Annotated in this window: 11 protein-coding genes and 1 pseudogene; 8 read left to right on the forward strand and 4 right to left on the reverse strand. The window is 68.3% G+C overall.

Annotation, left to right across the window (positions count from 1 at the left end):
* Positions 1 to 2: 2 nt before the first annotated feature.
* Positions 3 to 743, reverse strand: coding sequence for a 2-C-methyl-D-erythritol 4-phosphate cytidylyltransferase (gene ispD, locus K309_RS0127040; protein WP_029049284.1), 741 nt, complete (start codon positions 741 to 743; stop codon positions 3 to 5).
* A 232-nt stretch (positions 744 to 975) separates the two neighbouring features.
* On the opposite strand from ispD, the gene mfd reads away from it, so the two are divergent.
* From mfd to K309_RS0127080, 8 genes and pseudogenes are all read left to right on the forward strand, one after another.
* Positions 976 to 4,425, forward strand: coding sequence for a transcription-repair coupling factor (gene mfd, locus K309_RS0127045; protein WP_029049285.1), 3,450 nt, complete (start codon positions 976 to 978; stop codon positions 4,423 to 4,425).
* A 91-nt stretch (positions 4,426 to 4,516) separates the two neighbouring features.
* The gene (gene argE / locus K309_RS0127050; protein ID WP_029049286.1) at positions 4,517 to 5,737 is read left to right on the forward strand and encodes an acetylornithine deacetylase; all 1,221 of its coding nucleotides are present in this window, start codon (positions 4,517 to 4,519) and stop codon (positions 5,735 to 5,737) included.
* Between the two features lie 12 nt (positions 5,738 to 5,749).
* Positions 5,750 to 5,892: pseudogene (locus K309_RS43185) on the forward strand (amidohydrolase); the annotation flags it as partial.
* Positions 5,893 to 5,988: 96 nt separating this feature from the next.
* Positions 5,989 to 6,843, forward strand: a complete 855-nt coding sequence (gene serB, locus K309_RS0127060) for a phosphoserine phosphatase SerB (RefSeq protein WP_029049287.1) — start codon at positions 5,989 to 5,991, stop codon at positions 6,841 to 6,843.
* A gap of 161 nt (positions 6,844 to 7,004) precedes the next feature.
* The gene (locus K309_RS0127065) at positions 7,005 to 7,301 is read left to right on the forward strand and encodes a hypothetical protein (protein ID WP_029049288.1); all 297 of its coding nucleotides are present in this window, start codon (positions 7,005 to 7,007) and stop codon (positions 7,299 to 7,301) included.
* Positions 7,298 to 7,600: a hypothetical protein gene (locus K309_RS0127070; protein WP_029049289.1), complete on the forward strand. Its 303-nt coding sequence runs from the start codon at positions 7,298 to 7,300 to the stop codon at positions 7,598 to 7,600. Before K309_RS0127065 ends, K309_RS0127070 begins: the two co-directional genes overlap by 4 nt.
* A gap of 10 nt (positions 7,601 to 7,610) precedes the next feature.
* The gene (locus K309_RS0127075) at positions 7,611 to 9,257 is read left to right on the forward strand and encodes a PepSY-associated TM helix domain-containing protein (protein WP_029049290.1); all 1,647 of its coding nucleotides are present in this window, start codon (positions 7,611 to 7,613) and stop codon (positions 9,255 to 9,257) included.
* Between the two features lie 66 nt (positions 9,258 to 9,323).
* Positions 9,324 to 9,563: a DUF2789 domain-containing protein gene (locus K309_RS0127080; protein WP_029049291.1), complete on the forward strand. Its 240-nt coding sequence runs from the start codon at positions 9,324 to 9,326 to the stop codon at positions 9,561 to 9,563.
* A 42-nt stretch (positions 9,564 to 9,605) separates the two neighbouring features.
* Here K309_RS0127080 and K309_RS0127085 read toward each other — a convergent pair whose 3' ends face one another.
* The 3 genes from K309_RS0127085 to K309_RS0127095 form a co-directional block, all read right to left on the reverse strand.
* Entirely contained in the window at positions 9,606 to 10,832 is a 1,227-nt protein-coding gene (locus K309_RS0127085) for a cystathionine beta-lyase (RefSeq protein ID WP_029049292.1), read from the reverse strand.
* A 176-nt stretch (positions 10,833 to 11,008) separates the two neighbouring features.
* Complete coding sequence (locus K309_RS0127090) at positions 11,009 to 11,605, reverse strand: hypothetical protein (RefSeq protein WP_035878457.1); 597 nt, start codon at positions 11,603 to 11,605, stop codon at positions 11,009 to 11,011.
* A gap of 29 nt (positions 11,606 to 11,634) precedes the next feature.
* Positions 11,635 to 12,238 (reverse strand): acetyl-CoA C-acyltransferase (locus tag K309_RS0127095; protein ID WP_029045021.1); only part of this gene is annotated, 604 nt, incomplete at its 5' end.

Genomic DNA, 12,238 nt, shown 5'->3' on the forward strand with positions numbered 1-12,238 from the left:
CCTTATGCTCCATTTGCTCCGGTCCCCAGCAGCACTTCGGCAAGCGCGAAGTCTTCCGGGTATGTCACCTTGAAATTGCGCAGCGAGCCGTTGACCAGCCGCGGATGCAGCCCCAGCCGCTCGATCGCGCTGGCTTCGTCGGTCACCACCGCGCCGGCCGCCATGGCATCCTGCAGCGCCTGGCGCAGCACGCCGAGGCGAAACATCTGCGGGGTCTGCGCCTGCCACAGCCCTTCGCGCGGCACGGTGCCGCCGATACGGGCATCGTCCTGCGCACGCTTGAGGGTGTCGGGCACCGGCACCGCCAGGATGCCGCCGATGGCCGCATCCGGATCATCGTCGCCGTCGCTTTCGACCGCGCGCACCAGCGCGTGGATCATCGCCGGGGTCAGGCCCGGGCGCGCGGCGTCGTGCACCAGCACCCAGTCGGTATCGGTGGCGCCGAGCTGGGCCAGGTGATGCAGTCCCGCCAGCACCGATGCATGCCGCGTGTCGCCGCCAACGAAGGCGGTGTCGAAGCGCAGCCCGGCGAACGTGGCGGCGCCGAAGCGCGATTCCAGCGGCATGTCGTCGGGCGCCAGCACCAGCGCGGTGGCGTTGATCGCATCGCACGCCGAGAACGCCGCCAGCGCGTACCAGATCATCGGCCGGCCGGCCACGGTCTGGTACTGCTTGGGAACGGTGCCGCCGGCGCGGCTGCCGGTACCGGCACAGGGAATCAGGGCAAAGCGGCGAGCGGACACGGCTTGGGCAGGAAGTGGAGGGCGAAGTGGAACTGCAGTGGCTGGGCTCGCGCCGGCGCCGTGGCGCCAGCGGGACAACCGGGTCGCATTCTATAATACGGCCCTTGCCCGTCGCCATGCGCATGCGTGCCTGGCGGCGTGGGCGGGTGCGGCCACGTGCCCGCAGCATTCTGTCCGACCCCCGCCCGCGATGCCGGCGGGGTGTCGTCGTTTTGAACGCCTCGTTGCCGCCATGCCTGACGCTACGCCCTCCCTGCCCTTCGTCAACCTGCCGCTGGTCAAGCCCGGCCTGCGCCACACCGTGGCCGGCCTGCGTGGCTCCGCCGATGCCCTGGCCCTTGCCGCCTACGCGCGGCAGCACCGCGCGCGCGTGCCGATGCTGGCAGTGGTGTGCGCCAATGCCGTCGACGCCCAGCGCCTGGCCGAAGAAATCCCCTGGTTCGCCCCCGAGCTGCGCGTGCGCCTGCTGCCCGACTGGGAAACGCTGCCGTACGACAGCTTCTCGCCACACCAGGACCTGGTCTCCGAACGCCTTGCCACGCTGCACGATATCCAGGGCGGCCAATGCGACGTGATGCTGGTGCCGGCCAGCACCGCGCTGTACCGGCTGGCCCCGCCCTCTTTCCTGGCGGCCTACACCTTCTTCTTCAAGCAGGGCGAGCGTCTGGACGAAGCTGCGCTGAAGGCGCAGTTCACGCTGGCCGGGTACGAGCACGTCAGCGCCGTGATGCGCCCGGGCGAATACAGCGTGCGCGGCGGCCTGATCGACCTGTACCCCATGGGCTCGGCCCTGCCGTACCGGATCGACCTGTTCGGCGACGAGATCGAGACCATCCGCGCCTTCGACCCGGACACGCAGCGCAGCCTGTACCCGGTCAAGGAAGTGCGCCTGTTGCCGGGCCGCGAGTTCCCGCTCGACGAAGCCGCGCGCACCGCGTTCCGCGGCCGCTGGCGCGAAGTGTTCGAGGGTGACCCGACCAAGTCGCCGATCTACAAGGACATCGGCAACGGCGTGCCGTCGGCGGGCATCGAGTACTACCTGCCGCTGTTTTTCGAAAACAGCGCGACGCTGTTCGACTATCTGCCGGCGGATACGCAGCTCGCCTTTGCAGGCAACATCGATGAAGCGATCCGCCGCTTCTGGGCCGACACCACGCAGCGCTACAACTTCATGCGGCACGACCGCGAGCGGCCGCTGCTGCCGCCGGCCGACCTGTTCCTGTCCGAGGAGCAGTTCTTCGTCGGCGCCAAGCCGATGGCGCGGCTGGTGCTGCAGGCCGAGCCCGGCGCGGACCAGCCGCCGTTCTCGGCGATCCTGCCCGATGTCTCGGTCAACCGGCGCGCCGAAGATCCGCTGGTCAACCTGGAATCGCTGCTGCTCGACAAGCAGACCCGCGTGCTGATGTGCGCAGACTCCGCCGGCCGGCGCGAGACGCTGCTGCAGCTGTTTGCCGAAAGCGGCCTGCGCCCGCAGCCAGTGGACGACTTTGCCGCGTTCCTTGCCGGCGAATCGCACTTCTCGATCGCGGTGGCGCCCTTGCAAAGCGGCTTCGCGCTGCCGCAAGGACCGTTTGCCTTCGTCACCGAGGCCGAGCTGTACGCCGGCACCGCGCGCCGCACCGGCCGCCGCAAGCAGGAGCAGGCCACCGCCGTCGACTCGATGGTGCGCGACCTGGCCGAACTGAAGATCGGCGATCCGGTGGTGCACAGCGAGCACGGCATCGGCCGCTACCATGGCCTGGTGTCGCTCGACATGGGCCAGGGCGAGGAGGAATTCCTGCACCTCGAATACGACAAGGCCAGCAAGCTGTATGTGCCGGTGCACCAGTTGCACGTGATCTCGCGCTACTCCGGCGCCGATCCGGACACCGCGCCCCTGCACCACCTGGGCTCGGGCCAGTGGGACAAGGCCAAGCGCCGCGCCGCGCAGCAGATCCGCGATACCGCCGCCGAACTGCTGAACCTGTATGCGCGCCGCGCCGCGCGCGAGGGCTTCGCCTTCCCGCTGTCGCCGAAGGACTACGAGACCTTTGCCGAGAGCTTCGGCTTCGAGGAAACGCCGGACCAGGCCGCCGCCATCGCCGCGGTGATCGCCGACATGACCTCGGGCAAGCCGATGGACCGGCTGGTCTGCGGCGATGTCGGCTTCGGCAAGACCGAAGTCGCGCTGCGCGCTGCCTTTGTCGCGGTGCTCGGCGGCAAGCAGGTGGCGATGCTCGCGCCGACCACGCTGCTGGCCGAGCAGCACTTCCAGACGCTGTCCGACCGCTTCGCCGAATGGCCGGTGCGCATCGTCGAGCTGTCGCGCTTCAAGACCAAGAAGGAGATCGACGCGGCCATCAAGCAGATCAACGAGGGCAGCGTCGACATCGTTATCGGCACGCACAAGATCCTGTCCGACCAGGTCAAATTCCAGCGCCTGGGACTGGTCATCATCGACGAGGAACACCGCTTCGGCGTGCGCCAGAAGGAAGCGCTGAAGACGCTGCGCGCCGAGGTCGACATCCTGACGCTGACCGCCACGCCGATCCCGCGCACGCTGGGCATGGCACTGGAAGGCCTGCGCGATTTCTCGGTGATCGCCACCGCGCCGCAGAAGCGGCTGGCAATCAAGACCTTCGTACGGCGCGAGGAAGACGGCGTGATCCGCGAGGCCATCCTGCGCGAGCTCAAGCGCGGCGGGCAAGTCTACTTCCTGCACAACGAGGTCGAGACCATCGAGAACAAGCGCGCAAAGCTCGCCGAGCTGGTGCCAGAGGCGCGCATCGCCGTGGCGCACGGCCAGATGCACGAGCGCGAGCTGGAGCGCGTGATGCGCGACTTTGTCTCGCGCCGCGACAACATCCTGCTGTGCACCACCATTATCGAGACCGGCATCGACGTGCCGACCGCCAACACCATCCTGATCCACCGCTCCGACAAGTTCGGGCTGGCGCAGCTGCACCAGCTGCGCGGCCGCGTGGGGCGTTCGCACCACCAGGCCTATGCCTACCTGCTGGTGCACGATGTCGACGGCCTGACCAAGCAGGCGCAGCGCCGGCTCGAAGCGATCCAGCAGATGGAGGAGCTCGGCTCGGGCTTCTACCTGGCCATGCACGACCTGGAAATCCGCGGCGCCGGCGAGGTGCTGGGCGACAAGCAGTCGGGCGAGATCCACGAGATCGGCTTCCAGCTCTACACCGACATGCTCAATCATGCTGTCAAGGCGCTGAAGGCCGGCAAGGAGCCCGACCTGATGGCGCCGCTGGCGGCGACCACCGAGATCAACCTCGGCACGCCGGCGCTGCTGCCCAACGACTACTGCGGCGATGTGCATGAACGCCTGTCGCTGTACAAGCGCCTGGCCAACTGCGAGACCGCCGAGCGTGTCGACGATATCCAGGAAGAGCTGATCGACCGCTTCGGCAGGCTGCCGGCGCAGGCTCAGGCGCTGGTGGAAACGCACCGGCTGCGCATCGCCGCGGCACCACTGGGCGTGCGCAAGATCGACGCGGGCGAGGCCACCATCAGCGTGCAGTTCGTGCCCAATCCGCCGATCGATGCCATGCGCATCATCGACCTGGTGCAGAAGAACCGGCATATCAAGCTGGCGGGGCAGGACAAGCTGCGCATCGAGGCCAAGATGCCGGATGTGACGCTACGCGCGCAGACGATCAAGCATACGCTGCGGCAACTGGCGTAATGCTGCGGGGCGGTGCCATGCGCCGCTTGCATGGACTCGGCATTCGACCGGGTGTAGCATCGGACTCCTGACCGGTTAGTGATAGCGCCCCATGCCAGCCCAAGCCGCCGCCCCGACCCAGACCAAGACCGCCAATGACCATGCCGCGCGCGGCAGCGCGCTCGAATGGACCCAGCGGCTGGTCGCCTACGACACCACCAGCCGCCACTCCAACCTCGGCCTGATCGAGACCGTGCGCGACCACTTCCTGGCCAGGGGCTTGAAGCCGCATCTGAGCTACAACCCGCAGCAGGACAAGGCCAATCTCTTTGTCACGGTGCCCGCGGCCAATGGCAGCACCAACGGCGGCATCGTGCTGTCGGGCCACACCGACGTGGTGCCGGTGGACGGCCAGAACTGGACTACCGATCCGTTCAAGCCGGTGATCCGCGACGGCAAGCTGTATGGCCGCGGCACCTGCGACATGAAGGGGTTCATCGGCACCAGCCTGTCGCTGCTGCCGGCCATCCTCGACGCGAAGCTGCGCGAGCCGGTGCACTACGCCCTCTCCTTCGATGAAGAGATCGGCTGCATGGGCGCGCCCTACCTGCTGGCCGAACTGCGCGACCGTGGCGTGACGCCCGGCGGCTGCATCGTCGGCGAGCCGACCAGCATGCGCGTGATCGTGGCGCACAAGGGCATCAACGCCTACCGCTGCTGCGTCCGGGGCCAGGCCGCGCACTCGTCCCTGACGCCGCGCGGCGTCAATGCGATCGAATATGCGGCGCGGCTGATCTGCTTCATCCGCGATATCGCCGATGAGTTCAAGGCCAACGGTCCTTACGACGAGGCCTTCGACGTGCCCTACACCACCGCGCAGACCGGCACCATCCAGGGCGGCATTGCGCTCAATACCATCCCCGCGCTGTGCGAGTTCGTGTTCGAGTTCCGCAATTTGCCTGGGGTGGATCCGGAAGCGATCTACGCGCGCATCCATGCCTACGCCAGCGACGTACTGCTGCCGAAGATGCGCGCCGAGCATGCCGATGCCGACCTGACGCTAAGCAAGATCGCCGCGGCGCCGTCGCTGGATGCCGCCGAGCAGGCCGCGATCACGCAGCTGGTGCGGGCGCTGACGGCGGACCGCGAGACCAACAAGGTCGCCTATGGCACCGAGGCCGGGCTGTTTCAGCGCGCGGGCATTCCGGCGGTGGTGTGCGGGCCCGGCGATATCCAGCAGGCGCACAAGCCGGATGAGTTTGTCACCCTGGAACAGCTGGCGGCGTGCGAGACGTTCTTGCATAAGGTCGTGGATAGCCTGCGCATGGCCTGACCGGCTTTGTCTGGCGTGACACCCAAGGGCCAGGATGTGACCAAGGCGCCCTCCAGTCCTCGCCGGAGTTCTATGTGGACAAGCCGGCGCTGATCAACGGCGTGCGCACGCTGTCCAACCTGACGGTGGCCTACATGCTGATGAAGCAGCGCTGAGCGCGCTGCAAATTGGCCCGGGCGGCTACAATAGCGGTTTTTCCGCATTGCCGCCCCGCTTCCCTGCCCTGAGGCGCGCGCCCGATCCTCGCTGTCATGCCCCTGATTCTCCAGAGCACTGCCCCGCTTTCCGCCGCCGACTTCGACACCGTCCGCACGCTCGCCCGCGCCTCCGAACTGGAGCCGCGCGGCGACACCGTGGCCGCTGCCGAAGACTGCGCGCCGCTGACGCCGGCGCTGCGCGATGCGCTGGACGATTTCTGCGGTCCGCGCGCGATCGACTGGGCCGTGGTCCCGGCCGGACGCAAGCTGTCGGACTTCCGGCTGGTGGCGATGGATATGGACTCGACGCTGATCACGATCGAGTGCATCGACGAGATCGCGGATTTCTGCGGCCTCAAGGCCGAGGTTTCCGCCATCACCGAAGCCGCGATGCGTGGCGAGATCACCGATTTCAATGAAAGCCTGCGGCGCCGCGTGGCGCTGCTCAAGGGCCTGGACGCCAGCGTGCTCGACCGCGTCTATGCGGAACGCCTGCGCCTGTCGCCGGGTGCCGAGCGCATGCTGCAGGCCGTGCAGGCGCTGGGCATCAAGACGCTGCTGGTGTCGGGCGGTTTCGTCCACTTCACCGACCAGCTCAAGCCGCGCCTGAAGCTGGACTTCACCCGCGCCAATACGCTGGAGATCGTCGACGGCAAGCTGACCGGCAACGTAGTCGGCGAGATCGTCAACGCCGACGTCAAGGCCCGTACCGTGCAGGAAGTCTGCGCGCTGATCGGCGCCACGCCGGACCAGGCCATCGTCATGGGCGACGGCTCCAACGACCTCAAGATGATGGCGGTCGCCGGCCTCTCGGTGGCGTTCCGCGCCAAGCCGGTGGTGCGCGCGCAGGCCAGCGTGGCGTTCAACCACGTCGGGCTGGACGGGCTGCTGGAACTGTTCCCGCACTGAAATCCTGCCTGCCGCCCGGCGGCGTTCGATCGGACGTTGCTGGCCGGAGTTCCGGGCGGTGACAGGCACACCAGATCTGGATGTTGACCTCCAACATTCCGCTTGCTCATTGAAATGCGAATCATTACTATTAATGTTTCTATTCGCTGACATTTCCCCTCATGCAAGCTCTGGCCGTTTTCCTGGGCCTGGCGGCGGCTGCCTGCCTGTACCTGGCCGCGCCTAACCAGGTCCTGCTACCACCAGGACGTGTCCCGCAGCCGCGCGTATCCGGCTGGCTGGGCCTGGTGCTCGTGCTCGCCAGCACCTGGCTGTGGAGCACGACCGATGGCTGGCCGGTGGCGATCGCCGCCAGCCTGGCTACGGTGCCGTGCGCGCTGTCGGCCTGGCCCTTCGTGGGCACCTATGTCCACCGCAGGCGCCTGGCGGCGCAGGGCCAGAGGGGGAAACGGGCATGAGCGCCACCACCGAGACCATGGGCACCAAGTGGCTGGCAGGCACCCTGCTTGGCCTGCCGCTCGCCGTGGCGCTGTGCACGCTGTCTATCCTCTGGCTGCCCGGTGGCTGGGAAACTGGCCTCGTCGCCGCGGTCGTGGCTTGCCTGCCCGTATGGGTGGCCATCATCAGCTGCAGCCTGTTGTTCCGCACCAGCCGCTCGGCCTGGCTGTGGCTGGGCAGCGCCAACCTGCTCTGCTTCGGCGCGCTGTGGGCCCTGCGCCTGGCGGGCCTGGCCCCGGCCGCGCTGTCCGTCTCCTGAGAACGCCATCATGAAAACCGCAACCCTGCGCCTGTACCAGACGCTGCATACCTGGGTCGGCCTGATGGCCGGCTGGGCCCTGTTCATCGCCTTCTTTGCCGGCGCCGTGACCGTGTTCCACCACGAGCTGCATGTGTGGCAGTCTCCCACGCGCCTGAAAGGTAGCGCGCCGGTCGAGGCCCAGGCCGACCCCGCAGCGGTCGACCGCTTCATGCACAAGCTGGTCGCGATCCACCCTGAGGCCGCCGCGAGCGCCTACGTGATCATGCCATCCGAAGGCGAGCCCAATATCGCCGCCTACTGGCAGGACAAGACCGGCGAATGGCAGATGACCACCGACGCGCGCCTGGCCGGCGATGCCGCGATGCAGCGCGACACCTCGCGCGACCAGGTGATCGGTGAGCTCTCGGCGTTCCTGAACAGCCTGCACTATTCGCTCGGCATCCCCGTCGGCGGGATTTACTTCATGGGCGCGATCTCGGTGCTCTACGGGCTCGCCCTGGTGTCGGGCGTGCTGCTGCACCTGCCGCGCCTCAGGAAGGACCTGTTCGCGGTGCGCCCGGGACGCAACCTCAAGCGCTTCTGGATGGATGCGCACAACGTGCTGGGACTGTTCAGCCTGCCCTTCCACCTGGTCTTTGCCGTCACCGGCGCGCTGTTCTGCCTGTCCCTGGTGCTGATGATGGTGTTCAACACGCTGACCTTCGATGGCCGCCTGTTCGAAGCGGTGCCGCGTGCCACCACCGCGGTGCCGGAGGTGGCTGCCGCCGGCCGCGCGGTGCCGACGATGCCCACCGAGACCCTGGTGCGGATCGCGCAACAGCATGGCGGCGAACGCTTCACGCCGGAATCGTTCCGCTTCCAGCGCTTCGGCGACGCCAATGCCGTGGTCGAAGTGCGCGGCACCAGCGCCAGGGCGCTCGGCAATCTCGGCTCGGTCGGGATCCACGCCGCGCAGGGCGAACCCGACGCGGGCCAGCTGACCGCCAACCAGACCGCCGGTGCGCGCGACAGCAACCACGGGCTGTACAGCGCGCTGTATGCGCTGCACTTCGGCACCTTCGGCGCGCTGCCGCTGCGGCTGGTCTACCTGCTGGCGGGCCTGGCGGGCGCGTTCCTGTTCTATTCGGGTAACCTGCTGTGGATCGAGTCGCGGCGCAAGCTGCGCCAGGCCGAACAGCCGCGCGTGCACCGCTTGCTGGCGCAGGCGACCGTCGGCGTCTGCATCGGCTGCTGCATCGGCGTGGCGCTATGCTTCCCGGCCGCGCTGCTGTGGCCCGAACGCGCGGTGAGCTACACCTACTTCACGGTGTTCGGCATTGCCTGTGCGTGGGCGCTCCTGCGCCCGCCGGTACGCGGAGCGATCGAACTGCTGTACGTGGCGGCGCTGGCCGCGCTGACCGTGCCGCTATCCAACGCCATCCTGACCGGCGACCACCTGCTGCGCAGCATCCCCAGCGGGCACTGGATCATCGCCGGCTTCGATATTGGCGCCATCGCGCTGGCGGCGGGCTTCGTCGCCCTCGCCCGCGCCACCCAGCGGCGTGCGCGCAGCGGAGCGGCCGAGTCGGTCTGGGCGATGCCGCGTACGGCCGCCTCGTCCACGGCCACGGCCGCCGCCGGCGCCAAGCCGATGCCCAGCGTCGACGCCCGCTGAGCCCCGACGGTTGAACGGGGGCTCGCCTACACTACATGAGCCCCCCAACCATCAAACCAGACCGCCATGGAACCGACCTTCCACCAGTTTTCCGAACTGTTCGCGCAACTCGGCCTGGCTTCGGATGAAGCCAGCATCCGCAGCTTCATCGGCCAGCACGCGCCGCTGCCAGACGATGTGGAACTGGCGGAGGCGCCGTTCTGGACGCCGGCGCAGTCAGCGCTGCTGCACGACGAGCTTCTCGACGACGCCGACTGGGCCGAAGTGGTCGACCAGCTCAACCTGGCGCTGCGCAAGCCTGCCTGAAGCGGCGCGGGGCGCCTGCGCCCCGCCTCCGCCTTGCATCCCTTACGCCGCGCCCAGCTTCGCCTCCATTGCCTGGCGCAGGTCGGCGATCAGGTCGCGCGTGTCTTCCAGGCCGATATAGAGCCGCACCAGTTCGCCGGTATCCTGCCAGCCGGCCGGCGGCCAGGTGCCTGCCGGGCGCATGCCCTGCACGTGATAAGGCACGGCCAGGCTATGCGCGCCACCCCACGACCAGCCGATCGCGAACAACTGCAGCGCCTCGACAAAGGCATCGACCTGCCGGCGCGAGTAGCGCGCGCGCAGGATGATGGCAAACAGGCCGGTGGCACCGGTGAAGTCGCGCCGCCAGTTGGCATGGCCCGGGCAGTCGGGCAGCGCGGGATGCAGCACGCGCGCCACCTCGGGCCGCTGGTGCAGCCATTCGGCGACTTCGCGCGCGCCGCGGTCGTGCGCCGCCAGCCGCACCGGCAGGCTCGGCAGCCCGCGCAGCACCAGGTGGCAGTCATCGGCAGACACGCCCCAGCCCATCAGCATGCGGGTGCGCCGCAGGCGGTCGTGCAGCGCATCGTCGCGCGTCATCACCGCGCCCATCAGCACATCGCTGCCGCCGGACTGGTACTTGGTCAGCGCCTGCACCGAGATGTCGATGCCCTTGTCGAACGGGCGGAAGTAGACGCCGCCCGACCAGGTATTGTCGATCGCCGTCAGCACGCCACGCGCCTGCGCGGCGGCGACGATGGCATCGGTGTCCGCCACCTCCATCGTCACCGAACCCGGCGACTCCATCCAGATCAGGCGCGTCTCGGGACGGATCATCGCGGCCATGCCGGCAACGTCCATCGGGTCGTAGTAGCGCACCGACACGCCGTAGTCGCGCGCCAGCCATTCGCCATGGTCGCGGTTGGGGCCGTAAACGTTATGCGGCACCAGCACGTCGTCGCCGCTCTTGAGCAGCGCGAAGTAGACCAGCGAAATCGCCGCCAGCCCCGAAGGCAGCAGCAAGGTATGGCGCGCGCCTTCGATCAGCGCCAGGTGCTGGCACAGCGCCTCGCTGGTCGGGGTGGCGTGCAGGCCGTAGCGCCAGTAAGTGGTGGTGCCGTCGCCCTGGGCACGAAGTTCGGCCAGGTTGCGAAAGACCACGGTCGAGCCACGGTGGGTGGCGGGCGAGAACGAGGCAAAGCCGGATGCGATGTCCAGCTCGGGCTGGACCGCGACGGTCTGCAGGTAATGGGGACGGGATGCGGGCTTGTCGGACGGCGAATCGGACACGGCGGATTCCTTGCTGGCTACTAGCGACTACTGGCCGGCGTTGCCGCGATGCCACGCAGGCATCACACTATCCAGCCAGGGATGAGACTCTGTGAGCCTTCGAGCTTACCAGCAAATGCCGGCCGCGCCACCGGGAACGATGGCGGACCGCTTGTCACGCGGAACATGCTGCCGGACTACCAGCCCGAGATCGACGACTTGGGCGGCGGCGGCGCGTAGGTGACGCCGCTGTTGGGTGTCATGTCGAACGGCGGGATAACCAGCACCCCCAGCGGGCGGATAAAGAACGGCAGCACGATGGCCAGATTTAAGGCATCGGTCCAGGTGCCGCGCACGGCGCCGCTGGCGTCGATGTTGCCCTCCCAGTTGCCCGTCACGCGCGTACCGTCGTCCGACTCTTCCATCAGGAAGGCACCGTTTTCCCATTCGCCGGCGAGCAGGCGCACACCTGCGCCGCGGCCGGCGTATTCGCCGCGCACGCTATCGCGCTCATCCGGCTTGGGGCCGAGCCGCAGCCGCACGGGCTGGTCGCCGACCTTGCCGACATAGACAGGAAGCTTTGCGTATTCCGGCCGCGGTGCCAGCGGCCTGGCAGTTGCGGTGGACAGTGCGCTGCCGCGCCGCGCCTCGCCATCACGGATGGCCTGGTTGATGCCCAGGCCCTCGCTGCCGCCCGAAACCGCCCCGACCGGACCGGTCGACAACTCGGTCGCCGGTGCGGCCTGCGCCGTGCCCGCCAGGGCGAGCACGGCGGCCAGCGCCGAGAAAGACATTTTCAGCAGCACACGGCGCAAGGCCAACCTCAGATCCGCTCAAAGATGGCGGCAATGCCCTGCCCGCCGCCGATGCACATCGTCACCAGCGCGTAGCGGCCCTGCACGCGTTGCAGTTCGTACAGCGCCTTCACCGTGATCAGCGCGCCGGTGGCGCCGATCGGGTGGCCCAGCGAGATGCCCGAGCCGTTCGGGTTGACCTTGGCCGGATCCAGGCCGAGTGCCTTGGTCACGGCGCAGGCCTGCGCGGCGAAGGCTTCGTTGGCCTCGATCACGTCCAGGTCCGACACCTGCAGGCCGGCGCGTTCCAGCGCGATCCTGGTCGCCGGCACCGGGCCGATGCCCATGGTCTTGGGGTCGACGCCGGCATGGCCGTAAGACACCAGGCGCGCCAGCGGCTTCAGGCCGCGGCGCTCGGCCTCGGCACGCTCCATCATCACCACCGCGGCGGCGGCGTCGTTCAGGCCCGAGGCATTGCCAGCGGTGACGGTGCCGTTTTCCTTGGCGAAGACCGGCTTGAGCTTGGTCATGTCGTCGATGGTGGCGTCATGGCGCACGTGCTCGTCGGTGTCGAACGTCACATCGCCCTTGCGGCCCTTGCTCACCACCGGGACGATCTGGTCCTTGAAATAG

This window comes from Cupriavidus phytohabitans (assembly GCF_000426345.1).
Lineage (GTDB): Bacteria > Pseudomonadota > Gammaproteobacteria > Burkholderiales > Burkholderiaceae > Cupriavidus.